The following is an 18,612-nucleotide window of genomic DNA, read 5'->3' on the forward strand; positions in this document are numbered from 1 at the left end:
TCTCTATTGCTGGCTGCTGCCCGTTCCCCTATCCGTCCCCTGACTGCCGCCTCTGCGCGTTCCTCCCCGATCCATTCCCCGGCCGCCGCCATTGAAATTCGTGCCGCCGTTCATGCCGGGGAACCCGCCCGACCTGGAGTTGAAATCGTCACTTGAAATCTTCTGGGCAGTAATTGCCTCGCAAGAGGTGAGCACCAGCGAACAGCTAAGCACAGTAATGATTAAGGTGATGCAGGATTTCTTAGTCCGACTCTTGTGCCGATTGTTGAACCGCATGCCTAGTCCCCCTTTTCGTGGTCAGAAGTTCATAGACATCTTTAAAGCCCATGTAGGATAAGACAATCAGCAGCGGATATACCGGATAAATATACCGGGCCTTGATCTCCCAGAGCAAATAGAAGCCGATAAAGCCTAGTATCACCAGCACCAGCGGGGTTTCCGCAAACCGCTTGGCCCGTATCCCGCAGATCAGCCGGAAGAGAATGAAGCCGTACATAAGGATATTCTGGACATAAACCACCCATTGCAGTCCGCTCCGGTAATCCGAATCTCCCTTAAGCAGCTCAGAAGCCGGGGTGGAATAAATATAGCGGTCCATCACAAAGCCGTTTCTCCCCCCGCCGCCTATAGAGGTTCCATCATTCCCGATGCCGTACCGCTCCACCTGATACGTTCCTTCGGTCCAGATCCAGACGAGCTTTTTATAATACATTCCGGCAAGCTCCCCTAGAGTAGCCTCCGAGAGCTTATTACTGATGGACGCTTTGAAGAGCTCCACGCTCTCCGCTTTATTGTAGCCGGCATCCTGCTGATAGATATTATAGCTCTCCCGGTTATCCCAGAAGCCGAGCGTCTCCAGATTGATCCCCATATTCAGCCACATATAGACCGGTGCAGCATTACTGGACGGGGATTCGTCCACGATACCTGTGGCCTGGAGCGCAGCGTTCTGCGTCCAGCCCGGAATGTTAAATACCAGCAGCGTTATGCCTATGGAGGCAATGGCTTTTTTAAGCCCAAGGTGACGGAAGTTAAATAGCAGACAGATAAGCACGGCAATCAGGAAGATCATGCCTGTGCTCCGGAAATAGTTGCCGAGCGCCAGCAGGATGGCCGCGAACACGATATCCCTCATGGATCTTCTGCGGATGAATGTAACGGCAAAGTACAAAGCGCTGGTCAGCAGAGCTGTGGCAATCACATCATTATAGATAAAGTTGCTCATAAACAAAGACGGAATATAGGTCGCGGCGAACACCAGGACACCATAGTCATTCGATCGGGACTTGGCATTCAGCTCTTTGTAGAGCAGATAGATCATTAGCGTGGTGACCAGCGAGAACAGGATATTGAAGCTTTTGATGACCAGATAATTGTCCGGGAACAGGAACAGCAGCGTCTTCAGGTACAGAACGATTGAGAAATTGAACGGGAACATATACAGGTATCCGCCCGACTGGAAGGATGAATAATCCTTGTTGTACAGCATATCCCACGCCAGCGACAGCACCGTTTGCGAATCGTCCGTCGGCATGCGGGTGAACAGGAAGATGATCACGAGTTGAATGGCGGCAGATAATAACAGGACCGCAGGGATGACTATCCTCCTGCTGTATTTATTAAGCTTCAGACAGAGCCTGTACAGCACGTAGCTCAGTCCCAGAACGGCTGCGGCCAGCAGGATAAAGAGCAAGAGATTCTGTTTCTCCAGCACTGTTGTATCGCCATAGATTGCATAGTTATATTTCGCCCTGATAAAGAAGGAGGAAGCAATAAACAGCCCTATGAAGAAGGCGAGCATGACATATAATATTCGCTGGATTCCTTTTACCATGTTAACCTCCTCTACGGCAGCGTCCGTTCTCCATCCGCACATGCCTTGATTTATAGAAGTAGTATAAACACCGAACCTGAATAACAGATGAAGATGGGGTTCAGGTGCGCCAATATACTTGGAGAAAGCTGAATAGCACGCTCCCCCGCCCAGCAGCAGAGTAAATCCCACAGTTTCACCCTCAGAAGATAATAATGTTGTACGTAGTACAACTTCGAGTCGTAGATAACCGGGTGTTTGGGAGAATTGTTGTACAAAATACAAGAATCCCCCCGCTGAACTGCCAGTAGGAGGAGAAATGTTGCATTCAGTACAACAATTTTGAAATTCGGCCAAATTATCGAGGGAAATGTTGTATTTGGTGCAGGATTTTGAATTGAAAACCAACTTTCAACTCTTGCGCAGCGCAACCTACAAGTTCATGCACAGCTTCAGTTATAGACAAATCCGGCGATGCAAAGGCATTCATTACCCTGAAAGAACCGTTCAGCAGATTATCTCTTATTTCCATCATAGAATGGATGCTGACAATTAGGAATGGGCGCAAAAATCCCCTCCAAGCCCTCTCCAGCCACCGCATTCTAAGATGCTGCTGCCGGAAAGTCTGCCTGAAGGGGATCTGCCGTACTTGAATCTATTTACTTAAGCGAGTTAATCATTAATAGCCTAACAGACTCTTTGTCTTCGCAAAAATATCATTGGCCATCTCCGTATACCGCGTGCTGCCGTTGGCTTCAACCTGAGCCGTATACTGACTCCAGTTGTCCAGCTTTTCCTGGCCGGTCACGAACTTGAGCGTCATGGTCTTGACGTAATCCATCAGCGGCGTCGAGATCAGCTTCATCTGCTCATTCTCTTCAGGAGTAGCCATGATCGGCGGTGCCAGCTTGCGGGTATCCCGTGTCGACTGGACGCGGCTCACGAAGTCTTTCTCCCCATCGGTCATCTTGGACAGCTTCAGCTTCTCAGAGCCGCCGTAGGCGAACATCCCGCCGGCGAAGCCGTAATCCACATTCAGCTGCTTAGCGGCACCTTCATTGATTCCGTTATAATAGATATCCGGATTCAGCACTACATTTCCGTCTGCATCCAGGGTATACGTCTCCCCTTCTACGCCCCATAAGCTGAGCATCTGACCTTCATTAGAGTACCAGAACCAGTCGACGAAGCGGAGCATCTTAATGAACTCTTCTTCGCCAAGGTCATCCAGCGCATTCTGGCTGATCATGATTCCGTTCTCCAGACGGGAGGTTTCAACCTGCAGTTTCCCTTTGGGGCCGCCCGGCTGGGTGATCATGTAGAGCTCGCTATCCGGAACCTGCATCTTGCTCTTGAAATCGGCCATAACCTGATAGATTCCGCTGATCACATAGGTGTCGCCCTTGAAGAACTTGGCTTGTGCCGCATCATCTTCCTGAGTGAAGGATTCAGGGTCCATAATGCCTTCATTGACTAACTTGTTGAAGTAGCTCAGATAGTCCTTGAAGTCATCGGAGGCATCAGCAAAAACAAACTGCTGCTTATCCTGGTCAAAGACCAGACCGTTGGATAATCCCCAGCCGGCAGTAACGCCATATTGAACCGCAGCAATGTTCAGTGCGGAATCTCCCTTGAACTGGTCAGAGATGACATATTTGCTGCCTGTGAAGTCCTTGACCTTCTTCATCGCTTCATAGAAGTCTTCATAGGTCCAGTTGCCCTGCTGGCCTTCAACATCCACTCCCGCAGCCTCAAACACATCCTTGCGGATAATGTAGGAATAACCGCCACCGGCAATCTCCCACATGCCTGGAAGCACGTAATATTTGCCGTCCTCCTTGAGCTTAGCCTTCAGATCCTCTTCCATTCCCCAATCCTTCACGGCCTTCATATAGTTCGGCATGTACTGCACCCAGTCACTGACAGGTACAATCTGGCCTGTGGCCACGAAAGCGGATTCATCATAAGTCTTAGGAATAATATAAGGAGCATCTCCGCTGTTCACGAGCAGGGATTTCTGGTTCTCATATTCGGTTCTTGCCGTAATGGCCAGATCAAAGTTTACATTCGTTTTCTCCTGGATCGCACTCCACAGCCGCCAGTCTTTATTATATGGATAATTCTCATGGTCGCTGTACATCATGGAGTAGGTTACCGGTTCATTCGAGTGGAAGGTCTGATCTGCGCCAAAGGTATAATCTTCCGCCCCGGCTGTTGCAGGTGCATTCGTACCCGCAGCATTCGGTGCTGTGGAATTACTGGTGCCCGAAGCCTCTTTATTCCCGGATGAACAAGCTGTCATAGACAACATCAACGCCAGCGATGCCATTGCAAGTGGTTTACTGAATCTCATTGTTTGCCTCCCTTTTTGTGTATAGAGCTATATATAACAGAGAGGGCCATACCCCCTCCGGTTATACCGTTTATCCTTTGACCGCGCCGATCATCATGCCCTGTACGAAATACTTCTGCACGAAAGGATACACGCAGATGATAGGCAGTGAGGTTAACACCATGGCCGTCGATTTGATGCTTGCCGCAATCTGGCTCGTCTGATCGGAGGATGCCCCGATTTCGGTCGGACTGACCGCATTGTCGATGATTTGCTTCAGATACAGGGCGACCGGCCATTTCTCTTTTGACTGCAGATAGAGTGACGGTCCGAACCAGTTATTCCACATGCCGACCATCACGAACAGCATAATGGTAACCAGAATCGGCTTTGACAAGGGCAGAATGATTTTGGTGAAAATCCCGAATACCCCCAGGCCGTCCACCCGACCCGCTTCTTCCAGTTCATAAGGCAGGCTGGCAAAAAACGTCTTCATCAGGATGACATTGAAGGCGCTGATCGCCCCCGGAATGACAATCGCCCAGATTGTATCCCGCATGTCTAACGTCTTGGCCACCAGAATATAGTTCGGGATGAGTCCGCCTCCGAAATACATTGTGAACAGGACAAACGGAATGAAAAATTTGTTGAGCCGCAGTTTATCTTTGGATAGCGGATAAGAGATTACTGCTGTTGCCGTCACGGCGATTAAAGTGCCTGTTACGGAATATACAATGGTGTTCCAGTAGTAATGGAAGAAATCCGGTTTGCTCAAGATCACCTCATAAGTTTTGGTTGTGAATTCTACCGGGAATAAGGTCACCTTGCCTGCATAAATAGCGGCTTCCGAACTGAAGGACTGGGCTACGAGATAGACGAATGGATATAAGGTGAAGATGACAATCAGAATCATAAATATACTGTTCAAAATGTTAAACAAGTTAAAGGTTGAGGTTCGCTTCACGGGTTCGGCTCCTTTCTACCACAGGCTTGATTTCGTAGTTTTTTTGGATACGGTATTGGCAATCGTCACCAGGATCAGTCCAATAATCCCTTCGAACAAGCCTACCGCTGTCGCATAGCTGAAGTTCCCTCCGGTGATCCCCATCCGGTACACATAGGTAGAGATAACATCAGCGGTTTCGTAGGTAAGCGGATTGTACAGCAGCAGGATTTTCTCGAAATTGGAGCCCAGGATGCTGCCGATATCCAGAATCAGGAGCACCATAATCGTCGGCAGAATGCCGGGAATGGTCACATGCTTCGCCAGCTTGAAGCGGTTAGCGCCATCAATCTTCGCTGCCTCATACAATGATGGATCGATGCCGGTCATCGCGGCCAGATAGAGAATCGTTCCCCAGCCCAGGCTCTGCCAGACGCCGGAGGTAACATAGATCACCGGAAACCACTGCGGCAGGGAGATGAAGGAGATTGTCTCCAGTCCAAAGGACGTCAGAACGCTATTCAGGGGGCCCGTTAAAGAAACCACCTCTTTAATCATCCCTGCGACGATAACCATGGAGATGAAATGCGGAAGATAGGATACCGTCTGGACGAATTTCTTCCATTTGATCCTCCGTATTTCGTTAAGCAGGAGCGCAAATGACAAAGTAACAGGGAATTTCACCAGGAGATAACTGACACTTAAGGTAAGATCATTGAAAAAAGCCCGCCAAAATGTCGGATCCTTCATAAACATCTCGAAGTACGTAAACCCGACCCATTCCGTACCCAGGATATTAGGCCCGCCTCTGTACTTCCGGAAAGCAATAATGTTCCCCAGCATCGGCGCATACTTGAAAATAATGAAGTAGATTACCGGGATGACCAGAAACGAATATAGCTTCCATTCTTGTTTAACATGCTTCCATAAGGGAATTCTGTCCGCCTTCTTGCGTGGAATCATGCCTGCAGTCTTAGCTTTAGCAGGAACTGCCATGTCATCATCACTTCCTCACGAATAATTCACTCTAGCAGGGACGGCAGCCTGACGCTTGCGGGCGGGTTCGCGGCCGTCCGGATGTAATCGCTTTCTGCTCCATCAATGTACTTGCTAACCCGGCGGCTCATCAATGTTCAATACCGGAAATGATGTACGTTAACCTGCAAATGGCGGTTGACATCTTGAAACGGATAGACGGTTTCGCGTATTTCCGCTCTGGAAACCAAAAAAGATGACCTCCGGCAACCGGAGATCATCTGTCCATCTGCTTCACTATCCTGTTTCACTGGATCGCCTTGTATTTCCCCGGCGTAATCCCTTCATACTTCTTAAATACCCGGATAAACGCATGGCTGCTGGCGAATCCAACCTTCTCGGCGGTATCGTCGATACTGGCCCCTTCGAGCAGCAGAACCTTGGCTGCTTCAACCCGGCTCTGGCTGATATAATCACGCAGTCCGACCTGCCCTGTCTGTTCGCGGAACAACCGGGATACATACTGCGGCGTCAATCCGAAATGATCGCCGATCTGTGATACACTCAGGTTCTTGTCGCTGTAGTTCTCCTGCACGAACGCTGTAACCTTCTCGCCGATACCGGCACTCGTCTGCAGATTAGGCTTACTGCGGAGCACCGTGCATACCCGCTCAAAGATATCGAGCAGCTCCTGCTCGAATTCGGGCTTCGTGGTGCAGGACAGCAGCCGCTTGAGCGGCCGCCATTCATCCCAGGCAATGCTGGTCTGCTCTTGATCAGGAATGGCTTTAATCATCGTAGCCGCTACATCAAGCAGGATGCATTTCGAGATTTCATGCGACCTCTCTCTTTGGAACGCTTGCTGTAAGATACTATTAATCATCTCGTTGGCCTTATCGAATTCATCGGCCTTCAGGAAGTTGATCAGCATCATCTGGTCATTCACCGTGAAGAAATAACTGCCGGCGCTTGGCTTGATGCTTCCGTACCAGATCAGCATCTCATCACCGAGCACGCTGCGGTATTCCTGGGCTTCCAGGGCTTGAAGGAACGCGAGATTCACGCCGTTCAGACCTGTCTGCAGCTCACTGCCCACTGTGGTGAAGCGGAGCTTGTACCGGAGAGTAATGAATTCGTAGGCTTGGGCCAGATCATCCTCGATATCATCCTTCCAGTGCTCTGCACGCTCCGGAGCTACGTTCACGACCGCCGCCAGCATGCCGTCCATATCTGTGAAATTGATCGTCCAATGATTGCTGACCAGGTCGGCAACAATATTGGATACAATAAATTGGGATAACGCGAGATCCTGTATCCCATCGTCATCGCTATCGATATAGAACAGCAGCACTGCGAAATGATCAGTCGTCCAATTCAGCTTATACATCTTCGCCAGCTCCGTGAATGGGACGTTACGGTCGGCCTGACCCTTCAGGAGCCTCCCTAAATAGTAATTCTGCAGCACGCGCAGCTGTTGATCATGCTTATTGTTCGTATCATCCCGTTCCCTGATCGTCTCCAGAACATTCCTGCGGATGAACGTATATTCATCCAGATATTCACCGGTGCCCTGCGCCGGATTGCGGGTGAATACGCCGACCAGCTCTTTGATCGGATCATAGTTTTTGCGGGCGAAATAATAGATAACCGCACTGCCTACCGCAAAGCACAGCAATAATCCGTACATGTTCATCGTCCGCATTCCCCCGATATGCTCCCAGAAGACATCGGTCGGAAACACGCTGATATACTTCCAGCCTGTCGTATCAGACGACTCGATGGTGATCATCGATTTAACTCCCTGAAAGGTACTCGTAAAGGTGCCGGTGCCGCGGTCATTCCATTCCTGATAAGCCGAAGGTTCGATCAGCGTATCTCCAGCATTCTGAATCATAATCTGGCCATTCGTGTCCATAATAAATACCCGGCCCCGCTCTACCCAGTCGATATTTGCAAGCATCGTCATCATCTTCTCCACATTAAGCGGTATGATGAGTGCGCCTGTTAGTTCGGCAGTCGCCTGAATCGGCAACGAACGGATATAGAACGGGGTATACGCAACTTTTTTATCCGGATTCTTGAGCGGAAGCAGCACGTATTCACCCGAATGATGCTGGCCCATAAGCTGCTGCCAATCATCGTAAGCGAACGTATCCGTCTGAAGCTTCATCTCATAAAAAGATTGTTCTTCTATATAGGTCTCACTGGAAAGCACCGACTGCAGCGGTTTCGAATATAAGTTAATCTCCTTAATGAAATTGTTGGCAGATAACATTTTGCCCAGCTCCTGCTTCAGCCCGTATATCTTGTAAGCGTTATCAGGTGTGGATGAAGACAGAAAGCCTTTCACTTCGGAATGAACGGCCAGCTGCGTAGCAAGGCTCTCTGTCTGCAGCAGCTCCCCGTCCACAATATATCTTACCTGCTGGAGCATCGCTCTGCTTGCCAGCTTAATCTCATTTTTCACAATTTCTCTCGTCTGACCATAGATGATCACACTAAGAATGACAGGTATGCACAGAATCACCGCATACGAGACAATTAACCGGAAAACTACACTTTGTGTGAAGTGACCCCTTTCCAAATTCAATTGCAATCCCCCTAATTCCCTTTTTTGTACATTTCAATCATAAATGAAATTGGGGTAAGCTTCATATGTACAATTTGAAATCTGATGTACAGTTTAAGCAGGTTTGGCTATTTACTCACTGCGGATCACACGAAAACCCTGGTCATTTCCCCTGCTGCTCCCCTCAAACTTGCCCCGAAACGATACCTCTGTATTGTTAACGCCGCCGATCCAACCGCCGCCCTTCACCAGTCTGAGGGAGCCGCTGCTGCTGTCCGGGCCTTCGTACCAGTTCCAGCACCATTCCCTTACGTTACCTGACATATCGTAAAGCCCCAGCTCATTGGGTTTCTTGAGGCCGCTAATTTTCGTCTGGTTATGGTTATTCTCGATCGCCGGCCAGTTCCAATCCCCGGTTAAGAATTGATCCCCTGAATTCCTCCAATACCAGGCTACCTCATCAGCCTTGCTGCTTCCGCTATAGCTGCTGCTCTTGCTCATCTGTCCTCCGCCTGCTGCATATTCCCACTCCGCTTCAGTCGGCAAACGGTAGCCGTTCACTCCTGCATTGACCGTTACGGTCCACTTCATGAAATCTCTGTCGCTTGTATTATTCGGATCAACAGTATTCTTGTCTATATTGTAATAGGGCTTCAAGCCCTCCTTCATACTCCGTTGATTGCAGTACTCCACAGCATCATACCAGGTTACACTCTCTACGGGCAGATTATCCCCCTGAAACTGGGAAGGGTTATCCCCCATCACCTCCAGCCATTCTTGTTGAGTCACCTCATATTTACTGATATAAAAATCAGGGAGGGTCACATCTGTTCCGTAATAATTGGATTTTGTGTCTACAAAGGCACCGCCCCCGACCCATACAAGACGCTCTTCCCTGGCAGGCTTCTCCTGCGAGCAGGCAGCGGCAATACCTGTTAATGCTATTAAAATGACAATCAATAGTTTTCGCATGGATATATCTCCTTTGAACCGATTGGGAAAGGTACGGACCTGCTGATAAGCCTCTATATAGGAAGCACAGTAGTCATAGAGATTTCATGTGGAGTCCAGCCTATATAGCTGGCTTATTAAGGCCGCCGGCTGTGTGACCGGCAGGCCTCAGTCCTATCAAATATCAGCCGTCTTTCTGCATAGCCGGAACCCGGTTAGTGCCTGTCAGCCGCCTGTTACCACACCGTTACGTTAGAGCTGCCGCTGCTCTGATAGCCTTCTGTTGCAAGCACCTGATAGGACCAGCTGCTTCCCAGATTCATCCCTTTGCTCTTCCATGCGTTAACATGGTTACTGAAAGTGATAGCAGAATTGCTTCCCGTTGCTCTCTTCGACTGTCTTACACTCCAGTATTGAGGGAATGTGGCATTTCCATCAATGGAAGGCGCGTCGTAGCGCATGGTGGTATAGATATCATAGGTGCCCCCGTCACTGGTCACAGTGCCTTTATACGTTCCGGTAGGTCTATAAGTCCCCCAGCTGTCAACAACGTAATATTCGATGAGTGAATTTCTTGTCCAGCCGTACAGGGTCAAATACCCGTTGCCGGACGGCGCCCAGACGCCTGCATTGTAGTTGATTGTTCGTGTTGGCGATCCAACATTCCAGCCTTTACCGACCACGAAATTGCCGGTATTGGACCAGTTTACACTGTAATTCCCGCCTGTTCCGTTCGTAGCATTGACTGTACCCCCGCCATCAGTCCAGTTCTGCCAATAATCTGTTGCTGCACTTGAGGTCGCTGCAAACGCGCTGAAGCTCATTGTGGCTGCCATGAATACCGTTAGAATTTTCTTGTTTAGCTTAAACATTGAATTACCTCCTAAGAATAATTTGTTGTGTACAGCCTTTCTTCCCCGCCCTCACTTGCCCGTAGCTTCTGTCCACAGAATCTAACTTATCCTGAGTTATCTCCCAGATATTTACTTGTCCTCCTTCACGAGTAAATTATATAAGGTAAGCGTTTACATTTCTCTCTGTAAATTAAAGGTTTAATCCCAATTTTTATAGGTCTTATGGAGGCGAGACGGCATAACTTATCAATTAAAAAAGCCGCCCCATTAAAGGACGGCTCTGCATCAGTAATCTTATGGATTGTGTCAGCCCATCTTGATTACGGCCTTCACCACATCCTCCTTGTTATTGATGACGAAATCAAAAGCTTTCTGGGTATCCTCGAAGTTAAATTCATGGGTCACGATACCCTTGACGTCAATTTTACCGTCGGCAATCGCTCCAATGGCGGCAGGATACAGGTTGCGGTAACGGAATACCGATTTGATGTCGGCTTCTTTGAACATAATCTGCATAAAGTCGAAGTCGATGATATCCTTGGCTGCGAGTCCGACGAGCACAATCGTTCCGCCTCTTTTGACCAGATAAGGCGTCTGCTTCACGGTATGCTCGCTTCCCGCCGTTTCAATGACCTTATCCACGCCCTGACCGTCTGTCAGTGCAGCGATTACATCCAGAACATTCTCCTGCTTGGCGTTGATTACCCGGGACGCTCCCAGCTTCTTCGCTGCCTGCAGCCGCTTCTCAATGATGTCTACGACCACAATATCTGTTGCTCCATAAGCCTTGCAGGCCAGCAGTGTGACAAGCCCGATGCAGCCTGCTCCCAGGATCACAACCCGGTCCCCCAGCTTAATTCCGCCTTGCGCCGCAGCATGCAGTCCCACCGCCAGCGGTTCCACCAATGCCCCTTCTTCCGAAGATACGTTGTCCGGCAGCTTGAAGGCCATGTTCTCCGGAAATGCCATATAGTCCATTAGACAGCCATGGTAGGGCGGAGTGGCCAGGAACTGCACATCCGGGCAGAGATTGTACTTGCCGCTCTTGCAGAATTCGCACTGGCCGCAGGTGACTCCAGGCTCCAGCGCAACCCGGTCACCCACCTTAAGATGCTTCACCCCGGGGCCAAGCTCCACCACTTCTCCGGCACATTCATGCCCGAGGATGAAATCTCCGTCGACCACGAAGTCGCCGATCCGGCCATACTCCAGATAATGCACATCCGAGCCGCAAATTCCGACATATTCCAGCTTTACGACAACCTCGCCCTCTTTGGCCACCGGCATGTCAATTTCATTCATTTCCAGCTTCTTCAGCTCTGTCATATAAAAGGCTCTGTTCTTCATAAGTTTCTCCTCCTCAGGGGCTATAGCGTTCTGTATAAAAGCCTGAATTACTTCAGGGCTTCCGCCTTCTCCAGCAGCTCGATATACTCGTCCACGTTATCCTTGGCAATCAGCGGGTTGCCGATATCGGTGTCGATCTGTTTCTCCGCACCGGTCAGCAGCTTGTTACTGGTATCGAGCAGCTTCTCTGCCAGCTCAAAGGCATTCTGCAGACAAGTGGAGGTCATCTTACCCTGCTTAATCAGCTGAAACGCCTCTGCCGTTCCATCCACACCATAAGCCAGCATGCTGCTGAACTTGGCATTATCCTTAACCGCTTCAATCGCGCCTGCCGCCATATTGTCGTTCATAGAAACAACAGCATCAATGGTATCGTTGGCCTGAACCCAGTCCTCCATATATTTCATCGCCTCGTCCTTGTTCCAGTTGGCGATCTGTTCGCCGACGATCTGCACATCCGGACGTTTGTCGAAGAATTCCTTCTGCCAGCTCTCTCTGCGCTTGTCAGCGTGGAAGTTCCCGGACGGACCGTTCAATACGACTACCTTGGCATTCTGCGGAATCTGATCCAGTGCTGCGCGGGCATTGACTCCGGCCTGCTCGTAAGGATCGGCATCCACGGTTGAAGCTCCTTCAATGCCGGAGATGCGTGCATTAGTGGTGATGGCATAAATACCGGCTTTGATCACCTTCTCTACGTAAGGTCTTTGCGCCTCACCGTTATTAGGCTGCACAATGACGAGGTCGAACTTGTTGGTGATGGCATTCTCGATCATGGAATTCTCTTTATCGTCACTGGCCTGCCCGTCGAAGACCTCCAGCTTGATGTTCGGATATTTCTTGGCTTCTTCCTTCACGGCGTTGGCAAGCCAGGCGGCAAAGGAGTCTGACTGTGCACGTGCGATATAGGCAACCTTATATACTTTCTCACCGCTGTTACTTCCTTGCGCTCCTGAATCGGATGAGCTTGCCGTATTCGAGTTGCCACAGCCTGCTAGCAGTCCCAGTACCAACAGCATTGAAACTAAGGTGATCCATGTTTTTCTCATTGTTTTTCCCCTTTTATTTATTTTAAACAGCGCGGCTGTTTAATCCGGTTGCCTGGACATCCTCTTACCTGTACCGGGTCACTTGGCGATTCCCGGACTCTGCTCCCTCTTGCGTCCGCTGCTCTTGCCGTTCCTGCCGTTCTTGTCTTCAATTCTGCCAAGTGTGTTCTTGGTTCTGCGGTTCTTGGACCGGATATCGTAGATTACCGCCAGCGCAATAATGGCCCCGCGGATAATCTGCTGCATGTAAGAGTCGACATTGGTCAGGTTCATGATGTTATCCAGGAAGCCTACAATGAAGGCGCCAGCCAGGGTGCCGCCCGCCGAGCCGATCCCGCCGGAGAAGCTGGTGCCCCCGATGATCGCCGCCGTCAGCGCCGTGAATTCATAGTTGATTGCACCGTTGGGAAGCCCGGCATTCACCCGGGACATGAAGAGAATTCCGGCAACCCCTACGAAGATACCGTTAATGATGAAAGCCGTGTATTTGACCTTGGATACGTTGATGCCTGAAGCGGTAGCCGCTTCTTCATTTCCGCCTACTGCAAACAGCGAGCGTCCGAACCTGGTATGCCGCAAGATGTACCAGGTGATAAGGGCAAAGGCAATCAGAAACAGCACGGGGATAGGAATGAAGCCGATGGAGCCTTGGCCGAGGACGGTGAAATCCCCCAGCTGCAGGATGTTCTGTCCTTTGGTGAAGAGGAGGGCTACCCCGCGCGCCATCGTCAGCATGGCCAGTGTCGCAATGAAGGGCGGCGTCTTGAAGGTGCTGACCATCACGGCATTGACAATATTGCACACCACGCCGGTCACGATGCCGACTACAATAGCGGCTGTAAAGGAACCTGTAGATTTGTAAGCGGATACAGCAAACACTCCGGAAAGGGCCAGCACAGACCCCTGCGATAAATCCAGCATCCCGCTGATAATCAGCAGGGTCTGGCCAAACGCCAGGATGGTAGTTACCGCCAGCTGGGTGGAGATGTTGGTCAGGTTATTAATGGACAGAAAGTTCGGGTTGGCAAAAGAACAGACAATAAATAATGCCAGCAGCACCAGATAGATGCTGTACGTCTTTTTAAATGTGCTCCAGAATTGGCTCCAATTCATCTCTTTCAATTCAGTTCACCTCATTTGATGTAATCGTTCCGGTGGCGTACTTCATAATCTGCTCCTGGGTGAAATCCTCCCGGCTGATCTCCCCGGTAATTGTGCCCTTGGCCATCACGTATATCCGGTCGCACATCCCCAGCAGCTCGGGCAGCTCGGAGGAGACCATAATGACGACCTTGCCCTCCTTGACCAGATCGGTCATCAGCTTATAGATTTCGTATTTGGCGCCAACGTCAATGCCCCGGGTAGGCTCATCCAGGATCAGAATATCGGGACCCAGAATCATCCATTTGGCCAGCACCACCTTCTGCTGGTTGCCCCCGCTCAGCGAGGCGATGACTGTATCCATCGAGGGTGTCTTCACCCGCATCTTCTGGAACATCTCCGACACGATATCCTGCTCGGCCTTGGCATGATGCCGGAAGCGGTAGAACACGCTCTTCAGGGAAGACAGGGTCGTATTCTCCTTCACCGACCGCATAGGAATGATCCCGTATCTGCGTCTGTCCTCGGAGAGCATGACCATACCCTGCCTGATGCTCTGCTCCACGTTCTTGATCGTGACCTCGCGGCCCTTGATGTACACCTGCCCGGAGGCGATGGGATCAAGCCCGAAGAGCGAACGCATCACCTCGGTTCTCCCTGCCCCGATCAGGCCGGCGAAGCCGACCATTTCCCCCTTGCGTGCATGGAAGCTTACATTCTCATAACCGCCGTGACCGCTCAGATTCTCTACCTTCAGCAAGGTGTCGCCAATCTCTACCTCTTCTTTCGGGTAGGTATTGGTAAGCTTGCGGCCGACCATCAGCGAGATCACCGTCTCAATATCCAGCTTCTCCTTGGGATGGCTCTCCACTACCGTTCCGTCCCGGAATACGGTAATCTCATCGGCGATCTGAAAAATCTCGTCCAGCTTATGCGAAATATAGATAATGCTAACGCCCCGGGCCTGCAGCTCCCTGATCTTCACGAACAGCTTATCTACTTCCTCGTGGGTAATCGCAGAGGTAGGCTCATCCATGATGATGATATCTGACTTGTACGAAATCGCTTTCATAATTTCCAGCATCTGAATATCGGACACCGTCAGATCCTTGAGCAGGGTAGTCGGGGAATACGGCAGATTCTCTGCACGCAGCAGCTCCTTGGTACGCGCTCTGACCTGCTTCCAGTCCACCTTGCCGAACCGGTTCGCCGGCAGATTCCCGAGGAAGATATTCTCTTCCACGGTCATTTCCGGCACATAATTCAGCTCCTGGAATATCATCGAAATCCCCAGGCTCCGTGCCTGAATCGGGTTGCTGATTCTGACAGGCTTCTCGTCTATGAAGATCTGCCCGCCATCCGGCTGGTGAATGCCGTTGATGATCTTCATGAGGGTTGATTTACCTGCACCGTTCTCGCCGCACAGGACATGCACCGAACCTTTTCTCACCTTGAAATCAATCTTGTCTAATGCCTTGACCCCCGGAAAGGACTTCTCGATCTGTGACACCCTGAGTTTAATGCTCTCTTCCATTCCTTTCCCCCCAAATGATAAACTGATTTCCCGCCTGCCCCAATTGTTACTAAAGTACTTTTATAAAACCTTCTAAATAAGATTATAGCCAGTTTTGTATTGAAGTCAACAAAAACTTAAAACGTGATGAAAACGCATTCAACCTGCAGCTTTCTGTATACAGGCGGACATACAAAAAAAGCCTCCGGAAGAAGGCGGAGCCGCAAATGCAGCACCGTCCCTCTTCCGGAGGAGCGGGAGAAGAATAGGATATTCTTTTGTTTAAAGGTTATATCTAGATGCTGTCAATAAACTCCGTTACCAGCTCCAGCGCAGCTCCCACGGCGGTAGCCTCCAGCTTGTATTTGCAGACCCGGAGGTAGGTGCCGTCCTGCTCGAAGGTGTTCTTCCGGGCCGCGAGCGCCTGGAGATCATCAATATATTCCTCCATATACGCTCCGGCATAACCGCCGAGGATTACATCGCAATCGTACAGCATCCGCAGGTTGTTAATTGTAATCACCAGGTAGCCAAGGTACTCCTGCCAGATGGCCTTTTGCGGCTCATTCCCCTCGCGAAGCAGCCGGAAAAATTCAGAAATACTGCCCCCGGTGCTGTCCGATAGAATTCTAGCTGAGCAATAGGCATCCACACAGCCCTTCTGCCCGCAATAGCAGGTACGGCCCTCAGGCATAATCGTCATGTGTCCGAACTCTCCGCCGCGGTGGTTCTGACCGGCATAGATCTGGTTACTAACTATAATTGAACCGCCCACGCTGTTGTTGAGGGATAAATAGACTACATTGTGAATGTCTTGCTCCCCCCACAATTCGGTGAAGCCGGCCGCGTTCGCATCATTGCTGAGCACACAGGGATAAGGGATGAATTCGGCGAACCGCCGGACACTTCCGCCTTTGAAATCAATTACCGTGGCATAGCTCACCGTCTGGCGGTCATCGGACAGAATCGCGGGCAGCGCAATCCCCACGCCCAGAATCCGGCCGCGCTCAAGCTGACAATCTTCCACAAAATCCTCCACCAGCTTGCCCACCCCCTGGAAATAGACCTCGCTGTTCGCGAAGGGGAAGTGGTTTCTGACATTCTTAACGATTCTGCCGCTTAGATCAATGATGACTATCCCCACATGATTCAGGGTCACATCCAGCCCGATGGCATATCTCGCCACACTGTTGCAGGCCATCGACTTGGCTTTGCGGCCGCCGGTGGATTCGAACAGCCCGGTCTCCTCGATCAGCTCTCTTTCCTGCAGCTCTTTAAGGTTCTGGGTAACTGTAGGCAGGCTCAGATTGAGCGCCTGCGCAATCTCTTGAATAGAAGTAGATTCACGGTGATACAGATATCGGTAAATGGCGTTCCGGTTCATCTTTTTAACTTCCATACTGTTCAAGCGATGTGTCGCCATTATATAGCCTCCGACTTTTACAAATGTACTTTAATAATGTATATAAATATAATATACAATCACACCCGTTTTTGCAATCATATGTATGTTCTAATTGTGAATATTTTCACTAATATACGGTCATTGTATCAAGTATTTATTTCCCCGTCATTAGTCTTTTCACACTTGCACCCCGGATTGTGTTGTTTTGTCCGAATTACGGCCCCTAGACTAGCTGGACTCTTACGTTCACCCGCACTAACATCCTAATGTTGTACGTATTACAACTCTGCCCCCTAAATAATAGACGCCTCGGCAGAATTGTTGTATGAATTACAAGAATTGTCCTGCTAACCGCCTGTTGGAAGGCGAAATCCTGCCTTTTATACAACAATTCCCAAATAGGACTGATATTAATAGAGATATGTTGTATTTCGTGCAGGATTCAGTAGGGTAGGAGTGACAGCGAACGGTTGAGCCTGAATGCAGCCAGGACAACAGCTCAGCATCCGGCAGCGGGGGAGCAGGCATAGGCATCATAAACAGATACTGGGCAAAAAAGAGACTGCCGGAAAAAATGAATGTGATTCCGCCGAACTTAATCAGGTTAACCGTTGGTTTCAAGCCGCTTCATCTCGATTCAGTTATATATGAAATCAGCCTCAGAATTCATTCCTTGTCGTATGCTATAATCATAGCAAAATTGCCAGGAGGAGCCTATGAACCGGATACAAAAAATTACTGACAGAGATCAGAATATATCACAAGAGCTGCTGGACATTTGGGAATCAGCGGTCCGTGCCACACATTTTTTCCTAACAGAACAGGATATTGAAGGATTACGTCCCTTGGTTCATCAAGGTATCGCACATGTCTCCCATTTGCTTGCCTGTACCGGTCAGGAGCATGTTCAGGAGCAGAAGATTGAAATGCTGTTCGTAGACCCCGCCGTCAGAGGACAAGGCATTGGTAAGCAGCTAGTCACTTATGCCCTGCACACTCTAAACGTACTTTACGTGGATGTGAATGAGCAAAATCCCCAGGCTCTCGGATTCTACGAGCATCTGGGATTCCAGGTCTATGACCGGTCTGAACGGGATGAACAAGGCCAGCCCTGGCCTATTCTGCATATGAAGCTATCACAGATATAGCAATCCGGGTAGCCTTAACGATATCACCCAGCGCCATACTGGCCTTACCCGGCTTATCGAGTACTTGCTCAGGGATATAGGGCACATGGATGAAGCCGCCGCGCATAGCCGGATAATGCTGTTCAATGTGATGGAGCAGACCGTACATCGTGTTGTTGCAGACATAAGTTCCAGCGCTGTTCGAGAGGAAGGCCGGCAGGCCGTTGTCTTTGATTCTCTGAACAATTCTTTTGACAGGCAGGCTGGAAAAATAGGCATTCGGTCCGTCCGCGCAGACCGGCACATCCTCCGGCTGGCAGCCCTCGTTATCGGCAATGGGAGCATCCATCAGATTAACTGCAATCCGTTCCACCGTAATGCCGCTCACCCCGCCCGCCTGTCCGATACAGACCACTGCATCCGGCTTTTCGGCCTCCATATAGCTGATCAGTGTCTCCACCGACTTCTGGAACACCACGGGCAAAGACCGCTTAACGATCTCCGCACCGCCAATGTAATTCTCCAGACGCTGTACCGCCTCCAGCGAAGGATTAACAAGCTCTCCGCCAAACGGCTCGAAGCCTGTTATAAGGATTTTCATAGCGTGTAGCCTCTCTTTCTTTCTGATCCCGT

General features: G+C 50.1%; 15 protein-coding genes. 1 reads left to right on the forward strand and 14 read right to left on the reverse strand.

The genetic code is table 11. The annotated features are described in order from the left end of the window. Window positions 1-3 precede the first annotated feature (3 nt). The 13 genes from MHI42_RS16560 to MHI42_RS16620 form a co-directional block, all read right to left on the reverse strand. A complete protein-coding gene (locus tag MHI42_RS16560; protein WP_342424488.1) occupies window positions 4-276 on the reverse strand; it encodes a hypothetical protein in 273 nt (90 codons plus the stop codon). Continuing rightward, on the reverse strand, window positions 242-1,834 hold the full coding sequence (locus MHI42_RS16565) for a glycosyltransferase family 39 protein (protein WP_342424489.1): 1,593 nt from the start codon (window positions 1,832-1,834) through the stop codon (window positions 242-244). Before MHI42_RS16565 ends, MHI42_RS16560 begins: the two co-directional genes overlap by 35 nt. Window positions 1,835-2,492: 658 nt before the next feature. Then, window positions 2,493-4,166, reverse strand: a complete 1,674-nt coding sequence (locus MHI42_RS16570; protein WP_342424490.1) for a sugar ABC transporter substrate-binding protein — start codon at window positions 4,164-4,166, stop codon at window positions 2,493-2,495. Window positions 4,167-4,236: 70 nt separating this feature from the next. Further along, window positions 4,237-5,109, reverse strand: a complete 873-nt coding sequence (locus MHI42_RS16575) for a carbohydrate ABC transporter permease (RefSeq protein WP_042210579.1) — start codon at window positions 5,107-5,109, stop codon at window positions 4,237-4,239. Window positions 5,110-5,124: 15 nt separating this feature from the next. After that, a complete protein-coding gene (locus MHI42_RS16580; RefSeq protein ID WP_246354464.1) occupies window positions 5,125-6,051 on the reverse strand; it encodes an ABC transporter permease subunit in 927 nt (308 codons plus the stop codon). Between the two features lie 319 nt (window positions 6,052-6,370). After that, window positions 6,371-8,653, reverse strand: a complete 2,283-nt coding sequence (locus MHI42_RS16585; RefSeq protein ID WP_342424491.1) for a helix-turn-helix domain-containing protein — start codon at window positions 8,651-8,653, stop codon at window positions 6,371-6,373. Between the two features lie 111 nt (window positions 8,654-8,764). Beyond that, complete coding sequence (locus tag MHI42_RS16590) at window positions 8,765-9,604, reverse strand: SUMF1/EgtB/PvdO family nonheme iron enzyme (protein ID WP_342424492.1); 840 nt, start codon at window positions 9,602-9,604, stop codon at window positions 8,765-8,767. Window positions 9,605-9,819: 215 nt separating this feature from the next. Then, window positions 9,820-10,455: a glycoside hydrolase family 11 protein gene (locus tag MHI42_RS16595; protein WP_042133591.1), complete on the reverse strand. Its 636-nt coding sequence runs from the start codon at window positions 10,453-10,455 to the stop codon at window positions 9,820-9,822. A gap of 288 nt (window positions 10,456-10,743) precedes the next feature. Beyond that, a complete protein-coding gene (locus MHI42_RS16600) occupies window positions 10,744-11,784 on the reverse strand; it encodes an NAD(P)-dependent alcohol dehydrogenase (RefSeq protein WP_342424493.1) in 1,041 nt (346 codons plus the stop codon). 47 nt (window positions 11,785-11,831) lie between these two features. Then, the gene (locus MHI42_RS16605) at window positions 11,832-12,833 is read right to left on the reverse strand and encodes a sugar ABC transporter substrate-binding protein (protein WP_342424494.1); all 1,002 of its coding nucleotides are present in this window, start codon (window positions 12,831-12,833) and stop codon (window positions 11,832-11,834) included. Window positions 12,834-12,911: 78 nt separating this feature from the next. Further along, the gene (locus tag MHI42_RS16610; protein ID WP_340990731.1) at window positions 12,912-13,946 is read right to left on the reverse strand and encodes an ABC transporter permease; all 1,035 of its coding nucleotides are present in this window, start codon (window positions 13,944-13,946) and stop codon (window positions 12,912-12,914) included. 10 nt (window positions 13,947-13,956) lie between these two features. Continuing rightward, window positions 13,957-15,468 (reverse strand): sugar ABC transporter ATP-binding protein, encoded by a 1,512-nt coding sequence (locus MHI42_RS16615; protein WP_342424495.1) that lies wholly within the window; start codon window positions 15,466-15,468, stop codon window positions 13,957-13,959. 274 nt (window positions 15,469-15,742) lie between these two features. Continuing rightward, window positions 15,743-16,870 (reverse strand): ROK family transcriptional regulator, encoded by a 1,128-nt coding sequence (locus MHI42_RS16620; RefSeq protein WP_342424496.1) that lies wholly within the window; start codon window positions 16,868-16,870, stop codon window positions 15,743-15,745. A 698-nt stretch (window positions 16,871-17,568) separates the two neighbouring features. Here MHI42_RS16620 and MHI42_RS16625 point away from each other — a divergent pair. Next, window positions 17,569-18,000: a GNAT family N-acetyltransferase gene (locus MHI42_RS16625; RefSeq protein ID WP_342424497.1), complete on the forward strand. Its 432-nt coding sequence runs from the start codon at window positions 17,569-17,571 to the stop codon at window positions 17,998-18,000. On the opposite strand, the gene pcp is transcribed toward MHI42_RS16625, so the two are convergent. After that, window positions 17,969-18,580: a pyroglutamyl-peptidase I gene (gene pcp / locus MHI42_RS16630; protein WP_342424498.1), complete on the reverse strand. Its 612-nt coding sequence runs from the start codon at window positions 18,578-18,580 to the stop codon at window positions 17,969-17,971. The genes MHI42_RS16625 and pcp overlap by 32 nt on opposite strands. Between the last annotated feature and the right edge of the window lie 32 nt (window positions 18,581-18,612).

Origin of the sequence: Paenibacillus sp. FSL E2-0178 (assembly GCF_038593005.1) — a bacterium.
GTDB classification, from domain to species: domain Bacteria; phylum Bacillota; class Bacilli; order Paenibacillales; family Paenibacillaceae; genus Paenibacillus_AQ; species Paenibacillus_AQ phytohabitans.

Excerpts from the sequence above, each read along its gene's own strand:
- MHI42_RS16625 (WP_342424497.1), top strand. The coding sequence starts at position 17,569 with ATGAACCGGATACAAAAAATTACTGACAGAGATCAGAATATATCACAA.
- MHI42_RS16600 (WP_342424493.1), bottom strand. The coding sequence starts at position 11,784 with ATGAAGAACAGAGCCTTTTATATGACAGAGCTGAAGAAGCTGGAAATG.
- MHI42_RS16570 (WP_342424490.1), bottom strand. The coding sequence starts at position 4,166 with ATGAGATTCAGTAAACCACTTGCAATGGCATCGCTGGCGTTGATGTTG.
- pcp (WP_342424498.1), bottom strand. The coding sequence starts at position 18,580 with ATGAAAATCCTTATAACAGGCTTCGAGCCGTTTGGCGGAGAGCTTGTT.
- MHI42_RS16615 (WP_342424495.1), bottom strand. The coding sequence starts at position 15,468 with ATGGAAGAGAGCATTAAACTCAGGGTGTCACAGATCGAGAAGTCCTTT.
- MHI42_RS16605 (WP_342424494.1), bottom strand. The coding sequence starts at position 12,833 with ATGAGAAAAACATGGATCACCTTAGTTTCAATGCTGTTGGTACTGGGA.
- MHI42_RS16595 (WP_042133591.1), bottom strand. The coding sequence starts at position 10,455 with ATGTTTAAGCTAAACAAGAAAATTCTAACGGTATTCATGGCAGCCACA.
- MHI42_RS16565 (WP_342424489.1), bottom strand. The coding sequence starts at position 1,834 with ATGGTAAAAGGAATCCAGCGAATATTATATGTCATGCTCGCCTTCTTC.
- MHI42_RS16580 (WP_246354464.1), bottom strand. The coding sequence starts at position 6,051 with ATGATTCCACGCAAGAAGGCGGACAGAATTCCCTTATGGAAGCATGTT.
- MHI42_RS16590 (WP_342424492.1), bottom strand. The coding sequence starts at position 9,604 with ATGCGAAAACTATTGATTGTCATTTTAATAGCATTAACAGGTATTGCC.
- MHI42_RS16560 (WP_342424488.1), bottom strand. The coding sequence starts at position 276 with ATGCGGTTCAACAATCGGCACAAGAGTCGGACTAAGAAATCCTGCATC.
- MHI42_RS16610 (WP_340990731.1), bottom strand. The coding sequence starts at position 13,946 with ATGAATTGGAGCCAATTCTGGAGCACATTTAAAAAGACGTACAGCATC.
- MHI42_RS16620 (WP_342424496.1), bottom strand. The coding sequence starts at position 16,870 with ATGGCGACACATCGCTTGAACAGTATGGAAGTTAAAAAGATGAACCGG.